The following is an 18,412-nucleotide window of genomic DNA, read 5'->3' on the forward strand; positions in this document are numbered from 1 at the left end:
TCTTTTTGACTAAGGCAACACAATGTGTAAAGATTAGAAAAGAATGATTGAAAGGGTTGTTAGTATGTCTAAAATAGTAGTACTTGCAGAAAAACCATCTGTAGGAAGAGATATAGCGAGAGTATTAAAATGCCATAAAAAAGGGAACGGATTCCTTGAAGGTGATAGATACATTGTAACGTGGGCTTTAGGTCACCTTGTGACATTAGCTGACCCTGAAGCTTATGATGTAAAGTTTAAAACTTGGAAATTGGAAGATCTGCCAATGTTACCAAATGAGTCAAAATTAGTAGTTATTAAGCAGACAGGAAAGCAGTATAATGCAGTCAAAGCTCAGCTAACTAGAAAAGATGTAAAGGAAATTGTCATTGCTACAGATGCAGGTCGTGAAGGAGAATTGGTTGCACGGTGGATATTGGAGAAAGCACGGGTCCAAAAGCCGATAAAGCGCCTTTGGATTTCCTCTGTAACAGACAAGGCAATCAATGAAGGATTTGCCCGCTTACGTGATGGCAAAGAATATGTGAACCTCTATCATTCTGCGGTAGCACGGGCGGAAGCAGACTGGGTGGTAGGAATGAATGCCACACGTGCTCTGACTACAAAACATAACGCCCAATTATCATGCGGTCGTGTTCAAACCCCGACGCTTGCCATGATTGCTAAGCGTGAAGAGGAGATTAGAAACTTTGTACCAAAAGAGTTTTATGGATTGAAAGCATATACCGAAAATGGATTCCAGTTAATCTGGCAGGATGCAAAGACGAAAGAGCGTAGAAGCTTTGATCATAAGACAATGGAAAGCTTGTTTAATCGACTGAAGAACGAAAATGCCAGCATTACTGATATTCAAAAATCAGAGAAAAAATCTTATGCGCCATCCTTGTATGATCTAACAGAACTGCAACGGGATGCCAATAGAATATTCGGTTACTCAGCAAAGGAAACACTTTCTATTCTTCAAAGACTTTATGAACAATACAAAATAGTCACATACCCTAGAACAGATTCCCGATACCTATCAACAGATATGGTGGATACCTTGAAGGAAAGAGTGGAAGCAATTCGTGCACATTCCTATAAAACGATTGCATCTAAGTTGCTCACAGCACCAATCAAAGCTAATAAATCTTTTGTGAATAACGAAAAGGTAACAGACCACCATGCTATTATTCCGACAGAAGAAACGATTCTACTAAGTAAACTATCTGATAAAGAATATAAGATTTTTGATTTAATCGTTAAGAGATTCTTAGCGGTCCTATTACCACCATTCCGTTACGAGCAGACTACCGTTACAGCAGCTCTCGGAAATGAACAATTTGTTGCGAAGGGTAAAACGGTTATTTCACAAGGATGGAAAGAGGTATTTGGTTCATTGGAGGAGCAAGAAGACGGTGGGGACGGCTATGCAGATCAGCTTTTGCCAACCTTGTCAAAGGGCGATGCTCTTTCTATAAAAAAGGTAGAGCTTACATCAGGGAAAACAAAGCCTCCAGAGCCATTTAATGAGGGAACATTACTTTCTGCTATGGAGAATCCTGCCAAATTTATGGAAACGAAAGACCATAACCTAGTAAAAACGCTCGGGGAAACAGGAGGAATTGGGACTGTGGCAACACGAGCAGATATCATTGAAAAGTTATTCAATAGCTTCCTCATGGAAAAGCGTGGGAAAGGTCTGCACACAACCTCCAAAGGCCGCCAATTGTTAAGCCTGGCACCAGAAGAGTTGCGTTCCCCTGCCTTGACAGCAGAGTGGGAGCAAAAGCTAGGATTAATTGCAAAAGGTAAACTGCAAAAAACTGACTTTATCAATGAAATGAAAGCTTACGCAAAAAAAGTTGTTCATGAAATAAAAAACACCGAACAAAAGTTTAAGCATGACAATCTAACAGGTAAAAGATGTCCAGACTGCAATAAGCCGATGCTAGAAGTAAACGGTAAAAAAGGAAAGATGCTAGTCTGTCAGGATAGGGAATGCGGCCATCGCAAAAATGTTTCCAAAGTAACCAATGCAAGATGTCCACAGTGCCGTAAAAAGCTGGAGCTTCGTGGCGAAGGAGAAGGACAAATATTCGCATGTGTGTGCGGGCACCGTGAAAAGCTTAGCACATTCCAGGATCGCCGCAAGAAAAATGCCAACCAAAAGGCAACCAAGCGTGACGTCAATCAATACATGAAAAAACAACAAAAAGATGAACCGGTGAACACAGCGCTTGCTGATGCATTGGCAAAGTTGAAGTTAAAATAAAATAATTAGTATACGAAAGGAGTTCGGAATAGTACATTCTGGACTCCTTTCGTGTTTCTGATGATTGGCAAATCCATGCTTCTGACTTGTGAAATGGCGATAAAATTGGTGGTGTTTTTCATATATGACCACATATATAAGGCATACTGGTTAAAAAAAAGTTAAGTTTGTGTGAAGTATTTGCCAGTTTATGCTGATTTTTCCTTCGGTAGGTGAATTAGAGGGGCTCTAATGCCTTTCTCTTTTCTAATAGGCATTCACCCATTTCAGATCTTTTGCATAGGATACTAGGAAACGTCATTAGAAGAGAGCCTACCACTGAAGGGGTGTTTTATTTGGTTGGGAAAATTCTTAACTATTATGCGGGTGGAAATACGGCACGTGGATTTTACAGTTTGTATGAGTCAAACATAGAGGGCTTGGATCGAATATTTATTTTAAAAGGTGGCCCTGGTACAGGAAAGTCTTCTCTCATAAAGAAAGTTGCTAAAGTATGGAATGAAAAAGGATTAGACATCGAAATGCTTCATTGCTCATCAGATATAGAATCAGTCGACGGCGTAATAATTAGAGAACTTGGTGTTGGTATTGTTGATGGAACAGTACCTCATGTAATAGAACCGAAAGCACCTGGTGCAGTAGAGGAAATAGTGAATTTAGGGGAAGCGTGGAACCCCGTATTACTTAGAGAGCAAAAAGCAGAAATCATTGACTTGGCAGCTAAGAAAAAAGAAGCTTACCAAGCGGCATACCAAACCTTTGCAAGAGCGTTGAAAATACATGATGATTGGGAAAGATACTATATTCATAATATGAATTTTTCCGCAGCAAACAAACTGACGGACGAACTAGCAGATAAGATTTTCCAAGGAAACACTTTAGATAAAAAAGCGGATGTAAGGCATCGATTTCTCGGTGCAGCTACCCCTGCTGGAGCAAAGGATTTTGTCCCAAATTTAACAGAGGGGCTGACGCACCGCTACTTTATTAAAGGTCGACCAGGTTCAGGGAAATCCACCATGTTAAAAAAACTAGCTAAAGCTGCGGAAGAAAAGGGCTTTGATGTGGAAGTATATCACTGTGGCTTTGATCCATATAGCCTAGACATGATCATTAGCAGGGAATTAGGGTTTGCGATTTTTGATAGTACCGCCCCACATGAATATTTCCCTGAACGGGAGGGAGATTCCATTGTGGATATGTATAATAGTACGATTCGAGGTGGCACGGACGAAAGATATGAACATGAAATTGGGATAGTAAAGGACCGCTATACAGAAGCTATGCAATCAGCTATCGGAAAGCTTGCTGAGGCAAAGAGTTGGCATGGAAAGCTTGAAAAAATATATGTGAAGGCGATGGATTATAGTATTGTAGATGCCTGGACAGAAAAAATAAAGGCCGAATTACAAGCGATTGCTGAAAATAAAAAATTATAAAGAGTGGGGGCAGCAAGTAGTGTGCTGTCCCTTCTCTTTTACAATTTCCCTGGAAATTTGTCGAAAATCATCTTAAACTTTTACAGTAACTTCTACTCCAAAATGGTCAGAAACAACCTCTCTATTATCCCCGTTAAAAATAACATGAGAGGAGGCGACATCTACAGGATTACTTGCTAGTATTAAGTCAATCCGCAAGTCTTGTTTATTATCATGCCAGCCAGCGATTTTCCCTCTAACGGTAATCCCATTATCCTTTTCCTGAGCTAAAAGATAGGTGTCATGCATCACGTTTTCCACGGTGAGATAGGAGTAGCCTTCTTCTTTTATATGTGCACTGTTATTAAAGTCACCCATAAGAAAGAATGGTTTTGTTCCTTTAACTTCCTGCAGTAATTGGTCCATTTGGTATTTAGCTGGTTCTTCTTCATCGCTCCACCATCCAAGATGACAGCTATAATACGATGATTCATGCCCATCCACCTCAATCGTTACGCCAACGATTTTACGTGTCTTCCAGAAGTTCGTATCTTTACTTTTCGAAACAAAGAAAGAATGAGTGTCTTTTATTGGATGTTTCGTTAAGATGGCCAATCCCTCTTCAAATGTTGATCTGCACATATGGGAAAAATCCCAAACTAGCTCATAATTGGAAACTCCGATATTTTCTAACTCATGCTGAAGGACCAATCCGTAGTTATTGACCTTAATATTTCCTTTCACTTTTTCTGCATCTTGACTTTGATTGACTTCTTGAAGTGCTATGACATCATAAGCCTGTTCCTTTATGGCCAATGCAATATTCCGTATTTTTTCCATTTGGTTTTCTTCATGCCAAGAATGACAATTTAAGGTTAGTAGTTTCACTATGAATTACGCTCCTAATAAATCTTATATCTTTCTATACTATATACTGTAACACGAAGTAACCTCAGAGTATCTATTTGCAAAAACTAGAGATTTTTCGTTATTATTTAGTTGCTCGAAAGACTTGTCTAAATCCAAGTTTCATGATAGGGTTAATGTATAATAATAATAATAATTGAATAGTAAGATTTCTTATCGAGAGAGGTGGAGGGACTGGCCCTATGAAACCCGGCAACCACACATTTGTGTAGGTGCTAATTCCAGCAAGGCAATTGTTCTTGAGAGATAAGTGGATGCAACGAGGCTAATACTCAAACTTCTTCTTATCGGAGAAGTTTTTTTGTTTTTAAAAAAAATAGATTTCAGAATTAGTATGTCTACCACTTTCTCATTATTATGGTTGAAGGGAAGATGCGGAATGAAGTTTGGGTTTTGGTTGCCGATTTTTGGCGGATGGTTAAGAAATGTGGAGGACGAGCAAATGCCTCCAACGTTTGATTATGCAAAAAAAGTAATTTTGCAGGCGGAGCAACTAGGATATGATACGACATTGATTGCTGAATTATTTTTAAATGATATTAAGGGTCCACAAGAAGATACGCTTGAAGCTTGGTCTACTGCTGCAGCGCTAGCTGCTGTGACAGAAAAAATAGAAATCATGACGGCTATTCGACCAGGCTTTCATAATCCGGCTATCACGGCAAAGGCGACTGCGAATATAGATCACATCAGCAATGGCCGTCTCACACTGAATGTCGTCTCTGCATGGTGGGAAGAAGAGGCGCGCCAATACGGTGGTATTTTCACTGAACATGATGAGCGTTATGATCGTACGAAGGAATTTATTGATGTGCTAAAAGGGTTATGGACGGAAGATTCTTTCAGCTATGATGGCAAGTATTATCAGCTGAAGGATACGAAGCTTTTTCCAAAGCCAGTACAGCGACCAAATCCAATTCTTTATGCTGGCGGGGAAAGTCCAAAAGGAAAAGAAGTGATTACTTCACACTGTGATGCGTATGTAATGCACGGAGGAACAGTGGAAGAGGTACGGGCTAAGATTGAAGATATGAAAGAAAGAAGAGAAAATGCATCACAAGCACCATTCCAATCGTTTGGGATGGCGGCATATGTTATTTGCCGCGATACGGAGGAAGAGGTTCAACAAGAGCTTGCGAGAATTACCAATGTGAAGGAGTCAGCAGCATATTCAGGCTTCAAGGATTTCACAAGTAAATCTCAATTGGAACAACAAATCCAGCTTCAGGACTATTCAGTATCCAATAGAGGATTGCGTCCTAATTTAATCGGAACGCCTGAACAAATTGCTACTAAAATCAAGGAATACGAAGAAGTGGGATTAGATTTACTACTGCTTCAATTTTCCCCACAACTGGAGGAAATGGAGCGATTTGCGAAACAAGTGATGCCTCTTGTAAAACCCAATCAAGAGCTAACTAAAGCATAAACACTAACGGAGGCGAACAGAATGAAAAAAATATATATTTTACACGAAAATAAGGAATGGACTATTCATTTAACTAATAGATTGGAAGAGCTTGGTCTTCCATACGAAGAATGGCACCTTGACGAAGGGGTTGTTCCGTTGACTGAAGCACCACCTGAAGGGATTTTCTATAACCGTATGAGTGCTTCTTCCCATACGAGAGATCACCGCTTTGCTCCAGAATTGACTGGCGCTGTATTAGCTTGGCTTGAACATCATGACAGAAAAGTGTGGAATGGAAGTCGTGCACTTCAGTTGGAGCTAAGCAAGGTGAACCAGTATACAGCTTTAGAACAAGCTGGTGTCAAAACTCCACGAACAATTGCAGCGGTAGGAAAAGAGAAAATTCTAGAAGCTGCGAAAAAAATTGGCACAAAATCCTTTATTACGAAGCATAACCGTGCCGGAAAAGGACTGGGAGTTCAATTGTTTCATTCCGTAGCCTCCCTGGAACGTTACTTATTTGGACCTGATTTTGAAGTACCAGTCGATGGCATAACCTTAATTCAAGAATACATCGAAGCACCAGAGCCTTATATAACTCGCTGTGAATTCATAGGTGGTAAATTTGTCTACGCAGTACAGGTAAATACGTCAGAAGGCTTTGAGCTTTGCCCAGCAGATGCCTGCCAAATTGGCGATTTATTCTGTCCGGTAGGGGAAGAAGTGGAAGAAAAACCGAAGTTCCAAATCATTAAAGATTTTCAAGAATCTATAATAGAAAAATATGAACAATTTTTATACCAAAACAATATTAAAGTAGCAGGAATTGAATTCATTCGAAACAAAAATGGAGAAATTTTCACGTATGATGTGAATACTAACACCAATTACAATGCAGATGCAGAAAAAGTAGAAGGAAAGTTTGGCATGCTAGAGTTGGCGAAGCTTTTGGGTGAGGAATTAGATAAGGTGAAAGAGAATTAACGAGGAAATTTATATAATTTAGTGGAGGCCCGAAAACTTTATTAGTTTTCGGGCCTCCACTAAAAGAGCCTAAAAAATAAACACATGTGCGATCAATGCAATAACTGGCAAAGTGATCAACGTACGTAAAATATAAATAATAAACATTTCCCAAAGAGACACAGGCACTTTGGAGCCTAAAATAACGCCACCAACCTCTGATAGGTAAACGAGCTGGGTAACGGAAACCGCTGCAATGACAAAACGAGTGAGTTCACTAGGAATCTCGCTTGCAAGTAGAGCGGGTAGAAACATATCAGCAAAGCCGACAATGATGGCTGCTGAGGCTTCCTTAGCGAAAGGAATTTGCAGAAGTTCCAGTAGTGGGATGAAAGGCATCCCGAGATATACAAATAGCTCTGTTTTTTCCGCTAATATCAACGCAATCGTCCCGAACGTCATGACTATCGGGGCTACTCCCATCCACATATCTAGTACGTTGCGTCCACCTTCACCGAAAAACTTTCTTGCACTTTTATTTCCTGAAGCACGCTTTAATGCTAAACGATACCCCCAAGATAGTGGAGAATATCCACTAGGGATAAGCTCTTGCTCGGGATTTTCTGCATCGTTATAATACGTATCCGCTTTTCTGGATAAAGGCGGAATTCTCGGCATAATAATGGCTGCAACAAAACCAGCAACCGTAATAGTTAAATAGAAAGGAATAAACATGTTACCTAGCCCAACATGTGAAATAACGACTAAACAGAAAGTGATGGATACAATGGAAAAAGTGGTAGCAACTACCGCAGTTTCCCGCTTTGTATAAAAGCCATCCTCATATTGCTTACTTGATAAAAGTACCCCTATGGTCCCATCTCCAAGCCAGGAAGCTAGTGCATCAATGGATGAACGGCCTGGAAGCTTAAATAATGGGCGCATCACCTTCGTTAGCAAAGCACCGCATAATTCCAATAATCCAAAGTTTAAAAGCAAGGGCAAAAATAATCCTGCGAACAAGAAAATGGTTAATAGGACGGGAAGTAATTCAAAAAGGATGACACTACCTGTAGTTTCTCCCCAAATTACTTCTGGTCCGAATTGAAATAGAGTCATGGTTGCTAAAATTACCGCAATGATTCTGACAATTGTCCAAAAAAGAGAAACATTTAATAGGGTATTAAGAAAATTTTCACCTTGTGTAAAAGCAGGTTTGATTATCTTTGTCATGACAGTTGCGAGTGCTGTTATAGCAATTATTATTGTCATGATAAAGGGAATACTGTCACCAAGAAAATCCCCAAGTAGATTGGATAAGATAGCAATCGGAATCGTTATCTCATCATTAAATTTTACTGGGGTCATAAATAATAAAATCCCAATTAAGGAAGGGATAATGAACTTAAACATGTCGATCGTTCTATAAGAATAAGATGTGGTGGGTTTCAATGTAATAATCTCCTTGTGCGTAAATATACAATGGTAGTTATTTTAATACATTTTGAGATTTTTTCAAAGGTAGTTACTGGAATTGCACGAATTCCCCACATCTATACCCTAATAATTATCGGTGTAAACTTTGTTAATTAGCAAAATCAAGTATTTCTAAATCCTTATGTCTTTTTAAATCAATGAAATGATCATCTACTTTAATAATTGGCAAATGTGGTTCATCAGCATGAATGAATATTATTTCAGCATGCTGCCCGTTATTTAAAATCACTTCTTCCCTCAGGTGGTTGGAAAGCACATACTGAACAAATGGGTATACAATTGCAGGGTTCAATCTATTAAATTTGGCTTCCTGAATAAGAATTTTCGTTGTAACAAATAGATTTTGCTTTGAACGATAACTTCTCTCTGAAGATAAGGCGTCATACATATCTGCAACGGATAAAATCTGGACAAAATATGGTATTTTTGCATGCTTAATTCCAGTAGGATAGCCGCTACCGTCTAATCGTTCATGATGCAACAAAGCGCCTTGTAAAATATGGGGATCTATCGATTTGTTTTTTCTTAAAAGTTCATAGCCGTAGGTTGTATGCTTTTGAATCTCTAACCACTCTTTTTCTGTTAATCGGCCAGGCTTTTGAATGATATTCCTATCTATAAGCAGCTTACCGACATCATGAAACAGACCCATCTGACTTAACAGGCGAATACTGTTCTTCTCAAGCCCTTGTATTTTCCCAATCAATGATGCGTAAATACCGACATTCAGGCTATGAGTATAGGTATAGTTATCATAGCTTTTCACTTGTTCAATGTAGCGAATAAACATAGGATCATCTACTAGCTTATCGATGAAGGGGGATAGCATCTGATGAATATTTTCTAAAGAAGGAAGACTCTCATTCTCAAGGTTGGCAAAAATAGATTGAAAGGACTCTATGCTTGTTTCATATATCTTCTTTACATGCTGAAAATATTCCTGCGATAAATGATGAGGTTCAGGTAAAAAGAAATCCTGGTCAAAATAATAAGTATGGTTTTGTAAACTCTCTATGTGATATTTATTCAGAACGGTTCCTTTTTTCAAAAGAAGATTTCCTGAAATAGAGTAAATATCGTTTTTTAATATTTTTCCTATATGTTTAAATGATATTTCCATGCTCTTCCCTCGCCTATCTTTATTTAAAAACAGACTGTATCATGCGCCTATTCATTGTTTCATGTCTGCGTTGTAAAGGCCCATTAACGCAATAAGTCGAACTGTCAATAAGGGATTTCCACCACACCTTTCCCTTTGTCGGGGGGAACAGGGACCCCATTTTCATTAACGTCGTTATCTCTATTATAATGGATGAAGAGTGGGTAAAACAGAAAAAAATTCCATTATTTCAAATGTTTAGATATTGTTTTATTAGTATAATATTTGAAAAACGATGAAAAGTTATTTAGGATAAGGATAAATCAGAAAAGTAGGTGACTCTCATGGTAAAGTGCATTGCGATTGATATGGACGGAACGTTATTAAATAATAATCATGTAGTGAGTAAAGAAAACGCAGATGCGATTAAACTTGCCCAAAAAAATGGTGTGGAAGTAGTGATTGCAACAGGAAGATCGTATTTGGAAGCGAAGGACGTCCTTGGGGAAGCGGGTATCCATACACCTATTATTTGCGTAAATGGTGCTGAAGTAAGGAATTTGCAAGGAGAAATAGTCTCAACCAACCCATTAAATGATTCTCAAGCAAGTGAGGTTGCTTCCATATTGGACAAACATGAGATTTATTTTGAAATTTATTCACATGAAGGTACATATTCCAATGATTATGATAAAGCCATTGCTACTATCGTGGATATCTTCATGTCTGTAAATCAGAATAATGATTATGAACAAGTTTTAAAGGCTGCAAAAGAAAGAATGGAAGATGGAAAAGTCAAGCTTGTAGACAGCTTTGAATCCATTATGACAGACAGTGAAATCACCAAATATAAAATCCTAGCCTTTTCATTAGAAGTAGAACGTCTGGAGGCAGCGCGGGCAGATTTGCATAAGCTAGAAACCATTGCAGTAAGCTCTTCTGGAAAAGACAACTTAGAAATCACTAGTAAGGATGCACAAAAAGGAATAGCCCTTACTACCTTCACGAAAGAAAGAGGAATTTCTATGGAAGCTGCGATGGCAATTGGTGATAATTACAATGATGTTTCTATGTTTGAAAAAGTAGGAAGAGCGGTGGCAATGGGAAATGCACCGGATGGAGTAAAGGCGAAAGCACATTTAGTAACAGAAACAAATATTAATAGTGGTGTAGCAAAAGCCATTTTGGAAGCTTTAGCATAAAGTAAAATTTGTTGTTTTTACAAGTAATAGGAGAAGATTGAAATGATCGTTAGCTTTAAATGTAAACCTATTAAAAATGTTGGTTTGTCAACAGTTTGAGACCAGGCATCCTTTTGTGATACCTGGTTTTTTTAAACTTCCTTATGAATGTTGAGATTCAACTATAAAGGCGTTGTATATTCCATAATAACCCAGATGTTTTTTCGTTGTTCCTACCTTTACCATCCTTTATAATGGACTAGTTGCAACATTAAAAAAATCAATTTTTCATTATAGATAAAGGGGGTTCCGCCATATGAAGTTTCGTGCTTCTGCTGTGCAATATCCACTGCACACTATTTCTAGCTTTGAGGAATTTGCTAACCAAGTCATCCATTATGTAAAAACAGCTGCTGAGTTTGATGCAAATTTTGTCCTGTTTCCTGAATTTTTAACGACCCAATTAATCTCTTTCCCAGTAGAAGGAAGAGAGCAGACGATTCACGATCTCCCAAAGTATACAGATGCTTATCGGCAATTGTTTAGTGGTATTGCCACCCAGACGGGAATGCACATTATTGGCGGAACACATATAGTAGAAAATGACGGTAAGCTATACAACGCAGCACATCTTTTTTATCCAGATGGCCGGATAGCCACTCAGGCAAAGCTGCACTTAACCCCAACTGAGGTATATGAGTGGGGGCTGACACCTGGCGAGGACCTGCAAATTTTCCATACCGATTTTGGCCCCATCTCTTTATTAACATGCTATGATATTGAGTTTCCTGAAGTCGTGAGAATGGTAAGGGCAATGGGAGCGGATGTTGTATTTTGCCCATCCTGCACAGATGACAGACATGGATTTCACCGAGTTCGTTATTCCTGCCACGCACGGACGATTGAAAATCAAATCTATGTTGTCACTACTGGCACAATCGGTTCCTTGCCAACAGTAGACTTCATGAGAGGGAATTTCGGACAAGCTGCCATCATATCCCCCAATGACGTGCCATTCCCACCAGGAGGCATCATTGCAGAAGGGGAATTGAACACGGACATGATTATCACAGGTGATCTTGATATCGCTCTTTTGCATAAAGTAAGGGAGAGTGGCTCGGTGACAACCTGGAGGGATAGAAGATCTGACCTTTATCCAGATTGGGAGAACCTTGTAAAAGGAGCACCAGTTTATTAATTGACAAACTGCCAAGTCTAGCTTACCTTAGTGTTAATTAGAATGGATGACATGATAGGATTGTGACTGGTAAAGCAGGCAAGACCTAATACACGCTTAACAGCATACGTATTAGGTCTTTTTCTATTGAGTTTTCCATTCGTTTGGAATTTCAGAATATCAGGAGGTAATTTTATGTCTTTTTTTAAAAAATTATTCGGGAAAAATGAAAGAAAAACCGAAGAAAGATTAGTGGCGCCAATTACAGGTAGGCTGGTTCCACTTGAAGAGGTTCCAGATCCTGTTTTTGCTGAAAGGATGATGGGGGATGGTATTGCCATTGAACCAACAGAAGGAACGGTTGTATCACCTGTAAATGGAGAAATTGTTCAATTTTTCCCAACAAAACATGCCATTGGGATTAAATCTGAAACAGGGGTAGAGGTGCTAATACATGTTGGTCTTGAAACAGTAGGAATGAAAGGTGAAGGTTTTGAGGGGTTAGTAAATGTAGGCGATAAAGTGTCTGTCGGTACACCTTTATTACATTTTGATGTGGCATTAATAAAAGAGAAAGCAAAAAGCGTTGTAACTCCTATCATACTTACAAATGGAGATATTTTAGAAACCGTTACAAAGCATGCAGTAAAAGCCACTACCAAAGGTGAAACAGCACTTATTGATTGGAAGATAAAATCCTAATTATTTTTTGGAGTTTCTGTTACTTTGTATCGCCCCCCATATTGGTTATAATGATAGGTAATCAGAGCGGAATTATTAGGGAGCGACTAGATTGAAGATAAGCAAATTATTAAATAATAACGCGGTAGTTGTGAAAGAAGATGACCAGGAAAAAATTGTGATGGGTCTAGGCGTTGGTTTTCAAAAAAAGAAAAATGACATGGTAGACTCCAACAAAATTGAGAAGGTTTTTGTGATGGAAGAGGAACATGACAAATTCCAAGAACTCCTATCAACACTCCCGGTCGAGCATATAGATGTTGCTGAGGAAATTATCAGTTATGCGGAAGGAAAATTGCCAGTTCCGCTAAGTAATCATATTCATATTTCATTAACAGATCATTTGTCTTTTGCCATTGAACGCTTGGAAAAAGGCTATCTAATCCATAATAAGCTATTAAATGAAATAAAGGCACTTTATAAGCCGGAATATGAAATTGGGGTGTGGGCAAAACGATTGATTAAAAAAAAGCTGGGAGTGGATATTCCAGATGATGAAGTTGGTCATATTGCCCTCCACCTCCATACTGCTAAAATGGGTGCGAACAGTTTACAAAACACGATGCAATTGCCAACCCTTATTCGAGAGGCCATCAAGATTATTGAAAAAGAATTTGCAATGGAGATCGATGAATCCTCCGACAATTATCAACTTCTGTTAGCGCACGTAAGGTTTGCTATCAAAAGAGCAGAAGCAAAAGAACCGTTTCCTTCGATGGACTCGGAGATGTTGACGCTATTTCAGAAGAAATTTACGAAATCTTTTAAGACAGCTCAGACAATTGCAGATTTTTTACAAGCAGAGTACCATATTCATTTTCCAATATCGGAAGTGGGGTATATTACACTTCATATTCAACGCCTTACGGAAAATAGACAATAATAAAAAAGACCTAAAAAGAGCTTTACTTCAAGCGCTTTTAGGTCTTTTTTATTGGTTGGTGAAATGTATATAATAGTAAGAAATACTATCCACAAAATAACTGCTACCAATATTGTGAAAGGAGAACGTTTAATGAAAAAAGGAATCATCTCTTTAGGAGAAGCATTAATAGATTTCATACCAATGGATCACGAAAACCTTACCTATCAAAAAAGTCCTGGCGGAGCACCGGCGAACGTTGCAGTTGGTGTGGCAAGACTTGAATTACCATCGACCTTTATCGGCAAGGTCGGAAATGATGTGCTGGGCAAATTTCTAAAAAAAACGTTGAGAGATTACGGAGTAAATACGGATTTTTTATTATTTACAGATGACACAAGAACCGGAGTTGTTTTTGTTACACTTAAAGATGGTGAACGAAGCTTCGATTTCTATATAAATCCAAGTGCTGATAGATTATTAAATGAAGAAGATATAGAGGAAGAGCTCTTTGAAACTCATAAAGTATTACATTTTGGTTCAATCTCCCTTATTGGCGAGCCTTCTAGAAGTGCTACCAAGAAGGCAGTATCACTAGCACGGCAATACGGACTCATTGTCTCATATGATCCTAATCTTCGACTTAGTCTTTGGGAGAAGGAAGAAGCAGCAAGGTCACAAATTCTTTCAATGCTTAGCTATGCTGACATATTAAAAATATCCGAGGAGGAATTAGAGTTTATTACAGGAGAAAAGGATATTGTTAAGGGCGTTACGGCACTTGAAACATATAATCTTCCACTTATTCTTATTACACTAGGGGAAGGTGGAAGCTATGTATTTACAAAAGATGGGCAGAAACATGTCTCTGCCCGCAAAATAAAAACAGTGGATTCCACAGGAGCCGGGGATGCATTTGTATCAGGAATATTATACCAGGTACATGAATATGATGGTGACATTCGGAACATCTCTTTAACAGAAGCAGTGAGAATGGCACACTTTGCGAGCGTTTCCGGTTCCTTAGCAGCATCAGAAAAAGGCGCCATGACAGCTTTACCATCTTTAGAAAAAGTTCAGTCTATTTTAGGGAATTAGGAAACTTCTTTAAAAAACAGCTTATGGTGGCAGGCAGGTTTATGGAAGAGATAGATGCAAAAATATATTAATAGACAAAGGGGGAAAATATGGAAAATAATAGTTATGAAAAAGAGCACTTGAAAAAGTTAATTACTTTTAGCTATGTCACGCTTGCTTCTTCTTTTTCATTACTATTATTATTTATTAGCATCGTTATATTGTCCTTTCCGATGATAGGTATTTTAGATTTTACCTATTTTCCATCAAAGATTGCTATTACCTCATTTATCCTTGCTATTATCTTTTCCGTTTTAGCCATAAGAACATTATTAGGGAAGATATTGTTAGTTTCAAATCTATTACTAATGCTGTTTATGGTTTTTTACGGACCTTAAATCACCTTTAGAGAGGCATATCAATTGGAATACTTATTTAAGAGGTACTCTTTGATAGAGAGGATATTCTAGCTGTTTATTGGAGAAAAAGACGAAGACTCCTTGAAAATGTAGGCATTTCTGGTTGCGATGTAATGCTGCCGTAGACTTCCTTGTCTAGCCGGAAAATAGCGATAGGCTTGATACCCCCGGAAGGCGATGCCTATTGCGGAGATAAACGGCGTTGTTTTATAGAGCTTTTCTAATTAAGTGGGACTGTCAGACGAAAGTATTCAATTTCTAGACAGTCCCGTTTGACGGTTTTAAATTAGTATTTCAATGCTTCAAGCGCTTTCAACTTTACAAAAATAAGAAGGCAAGCGAGATGACTGCGCCTGATATAAAGAGCACGATCACACAAAATCCCATTATATCCTTGGCTTTTAGGCCAGCGATGGCAAGTGCTGGTAATGCCCAAAATGGTTGGATGAGATTTGTCCATGCATCTCCCCATGCGACGGCCATTGCTGTTTTTGGAATAGAAACATTCATTGCTTGGGCAGCCTCTAGAACAACTGGAGCCTGTACTGCCCATTGGCCGCCACCAGAAGGAACGAAAATATTCACAATACCAGCGCTCAAGAATACAAAAAAGTGGAATGTGTATTCATTGGATATGCTCACAAAAGCTTCAGACATTACATCTGCTAGTCCAGAAGCAGTGATGATTCCCATAATTCCTGCGTAAAAAGGGAACTGAATAATGATGCCGCTCGCTCCCTTTATGGCATTCACTACTGCCTCAAGGAAACGGATTGGACGCCAATGGAACAATATTCCGAGAAACAAGAAGAGGAAATTTACAATATCAAGATTTAATAAAAAACCATTCCCTGCAAAATAGTAGAATAAGAAAACTAGCCCCATTACCGAGACTCCAAGTGAAATAATCCAACTGTTCTCGAGACGCTCAGCAGGTGTCATTTGTTTGTGATCTAAGGCTGCTGCCTGCATGCTTGCAGGATCCTCAAGGACGGCGGGATCTACCGTGACAGCCTCATCCTTAGATGGTAGCATGAGGCGATTAAGTAGCGGGAGAATAACAAATAATGCTCCAACTATCACTAAATTCATTGTAGAAAATATGGTTTGACCTGTTGGAATTATGCCAATTGAGTCAGCAGAAAAATGTCCTTCTGTTGCGATCGTTAAAGGAATCGAGCCGGATAAACCGCCATGCCATACAATGAAACCTGTGTAAGCGCTTGCTATTAAGAGGCGATAATCCACATTTTTCACTCTTTTGGCTAATTCCTTTGCAAAGAGTGCCCCGATAACTAAACCGAAGCCCCAATTGATCCAGCTGGCAATAGTAGAAACGATGGTCACGATAATAATAGCTGAGCCAGGTGATTTGGCAGTAGAAGCCATTGCACCTAGAATTTTTTTGAAAATCGGACTGCTAGCTAATACATGACCGGTGACAAGTACGAGCACCATTTGCATAGAGAAAGCTAATAATCCCCAAAATCCGCCACCCCAATGTTGTACCATCTCAACAGGACCACTATCAGTGAATATAAGGCCTAATCCAAATACTACAAATGTAAGAATAATAACAAACAAGAAAGGATCAGGTAAATAACGTTGCATAATACGGTTAAAAAAAGACGTGATATATTTCACAAATACTTTCCCCCCAGTAAATTTTGTCGAAATTTCTGCCATCCTCCAGTTACCATTTCTATATACATCGTAGATTTCCTTCTTTTTTTGGTGGTTTCTCTTTATTAAGGTAGAGTGAAAAAGACCATGCTGTTCCAAAATCCTGAACAGCACGGTCTTTCTATATATAATAAACTGACATGAGAAGCTTGCCCTGAAGAAGAACTATTTCGTACAACATGTGCGTTATATTTTTCTATTTCTTTTTAAGCCTGGTTCACTCTTAACGGAACGGAATAGAGAATAACAGATGGCTATTAAGATTACTGTAAATGGCAAAGCTGATACGAGTGAAGCGGTTTGTAACCCTTCTAGTCCACTTGCCATCAATAGCACCGCTGCAATTGCAGCCATTAATGTTCCCCAAATGACTCGTAACAGTAAAGGGGGATTCAAGCTCCCTCCTGAAGTCATAGTTCCTAAAATATAGGTAGCAGAATCTGCCGATGTAATTAAGAATGTAATAATAAGCAAAATGGATAGACCTGAAAGAAGTAAGCTGAACGGTAATTCTGCGAGTGTGACAAATAATGCAGAGGTAATGTCAGCATCCACGGCTTGAGCGATAGTGGTACCACCAAAAAGATCAAGATGAAGAGCAGTCCCACCAAAAACAGCAATCCAGAACAGTGCAATAACTGGTGGTACAATCAACACTCCGAAAACAAACTCCCGAATCGTTCTACCTCTTGATACACGGGCAATAAAAGCTCCAACGAAAGGTGACCAAGCAGTAGCCCATGCCCAGTAAAAAATCGTCCAATCTCGTACCCATGTCCCGCCTTCATAGGGAGTGAGACGTAAGCTGGTATTAATAAAATTGGAAATGTAATCTCCTATCCCAAGTGTAAATGTATTTAAAATAAACACGGTGGGCCCAGTAAAGAAAACAAAAACCATGATGATCAATGCGAACGCTAAATTAAAATTGCTTAAGTATTTTATTCCACGATCAATTCCAGATATGGTGGAAGAAAGGTATAAAACTAAAATAATGAAGATGACTATCAACTGCGTGAAGGCATTGTTTGGTATTCCAAACACAGCATCTAATCCACCATTAATTTGTAGAATACCTAAACCTAAGGAAGTTGCTACTCCCATTACTGTTGCGATTACGGCAAGAATATCAATTGGTTTACGTATGTATTCGCGTTTTTTGTCCCCGATAATCGGTTTTAGTGTTGTGGAGATTAAACCATCTTCTTTTTTACGAAATTGAAAATAGCCAATAGCGAGTCCGACGATTGTAAAGACGGACCACTGGCTTACCCCCCAATGGAAAAAAGAGTACTGCATGGCTGTTCGTGCAGCTTGATCACTAAGTGCATCCACTGTTTCTCGAGGTGGAGTATAGAAATGGCTCATCGGCTCGGCAACTCCATAAAATACTAGTCCTATTCCGAAACCTGCACTAAAAAGCATGCCAATCCAAGTGAAAAGTGGGTACTCAGGGCGATCCTCATCGCTACCCAGTCGAATCTTTCCATATCTCGATAGTGCTAAAAAGATACAAAATAAGACGAAAAATAATACCGATAATAAGTAGAACCAACCAAATGCATATGTAGTAAAATCAAATAGTCTTGTTGCAGCTGCCCCAAAAGCATCTGGTGCAAAAGCACCTATTACAACAAGCACTGCCACCACTATGGCAGAAAACCAAAAGACAATATCAAGTTTTCTCAACATTTTTCTCCCCA

The 18,412-nt window shown here is 38.9% G+C and carries 15 protein-coding genes and 1 riboswitch; of the genes, 10 read left to right on the forward strand and 5 right to left on the reverse strand.

What is annotated here, in order from left to right:
• The first annotated feature begins 64 nt into the window (after positions 1-64).
• Complete coding sequence (locus tag LRP81_RS04015) at positions 65-2,254, forward strand: DNA topoisomerase III (RefSeq protein ID WP_230499966.1); 2,190 nt, start codon at positions 65-67, stop codon at positions 2,252-2,254.
• Positions 2,255-2,589: 335 nt separating this feature from the next.
• Positions 2,590-3,693 carry a PRK06851 family protein gene (locus LRP81_RS04020; RefSeq protein WP_230499967.1) on the forward strand — a complete coding sequence of 368 codons (1,104 nt, stop codon included), beginning with the start codon at positions 2,590-2,592 and terminating at the stop codon, positions 3,691-3,693.
• Positions 3,694-3,765: 72 nt separating this feature from the next.
• Here LRP81_RS04020 and LRP81_RS04025 read toward each other — a convergent pair whose 3' ends face one another.
• Positions 3,766-4,560 carry an endonuclease/exonuclease/phosphatase family protein gene (locus LRP81_RS04025; protein ID WP_230499968.1) on the reverse strand — a complete coding sequence of 265 codons (795 nt, stop codon included), beginning with the start codon at positions 4,558-4,560 and terminating at the stop codon, positions 3,766-3,768.
• 189 nt (positions 4,561-4,749) lie between these two features.
• Positions 4,750-4,852: riboswitch (SAM riboswitch) on the forward strand.
• 126 nt (positions 4,853-4,978) lie between these two features.
• Here LRP81_RS04025 and LRP81_RS04030 point away from each other — a divergent pair.
• Positions 4,979-6,028, forward strand: coding sequence for an LLM class flavin-dependent oxidoreductase (locus tag LRP81_RS04030; protein WP_230499969.1), 1,050 nt, complete (start codon positions 4,979-4,981; stop codon positions 6,026-6,028).
• A gap of 21 nt (positions 6,029-6,049) precedes the next feature.
• Positions 6,050-6,994, forward strand: a complete 945-nt coding sequence (locus tag LRP81_RS04035; protein ID WP_230499970.1) for an ATP-grasp domain-containing protein — start codon at positions 6,050-6,052, stop codon at positions 6,992-6,994.
• 69 nt (positions 6,995-7,063) lie between these two features.
• On the opposite strand, the gene LRP81_RS04040 is transcribed toward LRP81_RS04035, so the two are convergent.
• Both LRP81_RS04040 and LRP81_RS04045 read right to left on the reverse strand, forming a co-directional pair.
• The gene (locus tag LRP81_RS04040) at positions 7,064-8,386 is read right to left on the reverse strand and encodes a YjiH family protein (RefSeq protein WP_230499971.1); all 1,323 of its coding nucleotides are present in this window, start codon (positions 8,384-8,386) and stop codon (positions 7,064-7,066) included.
• Between the two features lie 172 nt (positions 8,387-8,558).
• Positions 8,559-9,590, reverse strand: coding sequence for an HD-GYP domain-containing protein (locus LRP81_RS04045; RefSeq protein ID WP_230499972.1), 1,032 nt, complete (start codon positions 9,588-9,590; stop codon positions 8,559-8,561).
• A gap of 323 nt (positions 9,591-9,913) precedes the next feature.
• Here LRP81_RS04045 and LRP81_RS04050 point away from each other — a divergent pair, with 323 nt between their 5' ends.
• The 6 genes from LRP81_RS04050 (at position 9,914) to LRP81_RS04075 (ending at position 15,005) form a co-directional block, all read left to right on the forward strand.
• Entirely contained in the window at positions 9,914-10,771 is an 858-nt protein-coding gene (locus LRP81_RS04050; protein ID WP_230499973.1) for a Cof-type HAD-IIB family hydrolase, read from the forward strand.
• Positions 10,772-11,066: 295 nt separating this feature from the next.
• Complete coding sequence (locus LRP81_RS04055; protein WP_230499974.1) at positions 11,067-11,948, forward strand: carbon-nitrogen hydrolase family protein; 882 nt, start codon at positions 11,067-11,069, stop codon at positions 11,946-11,948.
• Between the two features lie 174 nt (positions 11,949-12,122).
• Positions 12,123-12,629: a PTS sugar transporter subunit IIA gene (locus tag LRP81_RS04060; protein ID WP_230499975.1), complete on the forward strand. Its 507-nt coding sequence runs from the start codon at positions 12,123-12,125 to the stop codon at positions 12,627-12,629.
• 91 nt (positions 12,630-12,720) lie between these two features.
• Positions 12,721-13,551 carry a PRD domain-containing protein gene (locus LRP81_RS04065; protein WP_230499976.1) on the forward strand — a complete coding sequence of 277 codons (831 nt, stop codon included), beginning with the start codon at positions 12,721-12,723 and terminating at the stop codon, positions 13,549-13,551.
• 132 nt (positions 13,552-13,683) lie between these two features.
• Positions 13,684-14,628, forward strand: a complete 945-nt coding sequence (locus tag LRP81_RS04070) for an aminoimidazole riboside kinase (RefSeq protein ID WP_230499977.1) — start codon at positions 13,684-13,686, stop codon at positions 14,626-14,628.
• 89 nt (positions 14,629-14,717) lie between these two features.
• Positions 14,718-15,005, forward strand: a complete 288-nt coding sequence (locus LRP81_RS04075) for a hypothetical protein (protein ID WP_230499978.1) — start codon at positions 14,718-14,720, stop codon at positions 15,003-15,005.
• A gap of 339 nt (positions 15,006-15,344) precedes the next feature.
• Here the strand turns inward: LRP81_RS04075 and LRP81_RS04080 are convergent, their stop codons facing one another.
• Positions 15,345-16,670 (reverse strand): short-chain fatty acid transporter, encoded by a 1,326-nt coding sequence (locus LRP81_RS04080; RefSeq protein WP_230499979.1) that lies wholly within the window; start codon positions 16,668-16,670, stop codon positions 15,345-15,347.
• Between the two features lie 225 nt (positions 16,671-16,895).
• Positions 16,896-18,401, reverse strand: coding sequence for a BCCT family transporter (locus LRP81_RS04085; protein ID WP_230499980.1), 1,506 nt, complete (start codon positions 18,399-18,401; stop codon positions 16,896-16,898).
• Between the last annotated feature and the right edge of the window lie 11 nt (positions 18,402-18,412).

This window comes from Sutcliffiella rhizosphaerae (assembly GCF_917563925.1).
In the GTDB taxonomy this organism is placed as follows: Bacteria; Bacillota; Bacilli; order Bacillales; family Bacillaceae_I; genus Sutcliffiella_A; species Sutcliffiella_A rhizosphaerae.

Bases quoted from the DNA above. Each gene is read 5' to 3' on its own strand.
- LRP81_RS04070 (WP_230499977.1), top strand. From the start codon at position 13,684: ATGAAAAAAGGAATCATCTCTTTAGGAGAAGCATTAATAGATTTCATA.
- LRP81_RS04075 (WP_230499978.1), top strand. From the start codon at position 14,718: ATGGAAAATAATAGTTATGAAAAAGAGCACTTGAAAAAGTTAATTACT.
- LRP81_RS04060 (WP_230499975.1), top strand. From the start codon at position 12,123: ATGTCTTTTTTTAAAAAATTATTCGGGAAAAATGAAAGAAAAACCGAA.
- LRP81_RS04015 (WP_230499966.1), top strand. From the start codon at position 65: ATGTCTAAAATAGTAGTACTTGCAGAAAAACCATCTGTAGGAAGAGAT.
- LRP81_RS04040 (WP_230499971.1), bottom strand. From the start codon at position 8,386: ATGTTTAAGTTCATTATCCCTTCCTTAATTGGGATTTTATTATTTATG.
- LRP81_RS04050 (WP_230499973.1), top strand. From the start codon at position 9,914: ATGGTAAAGTGCATTGCGATTGATATGGACGGAACGTTATTAAATAAT.
- LRP81_RS04035 (WP_230499970.1), top strand. From the start codon at position 6,050: ATGAAAAAAATATATATTTTACACGAAAATAAGGAATGGACTATTCAT.
- LRP81_RS04085 (WP_230499980.1), bottom strand. From the start codon at position 18,401: ATGTTGAGAAAACTTGATATTGTCTTTTGGTTTTCTGCCATAGTGGTG.
- LRP81_RS04045 (WP_230499972.1), bottom strand. From the start codon at position 9,590: ATGGAAATATCATTTAAACATATAGGAAAAATATTAAAAAACGATATT.
- LRP81_RS04030 (WP_230499969.1), top strand. From the start codon at position 4,979: ATGAAGTTTGGGTTTTGGTTGCCGATTTTTGGCGGATGGTTAAGAAAT.
- LRP81_RS04055 (WP_230499974.1), top strand. From the start codon at position 11,067: ATGAAGTTTCGTGCTTCTGCTGTGCAATATCCACTGCACACTATTTCT.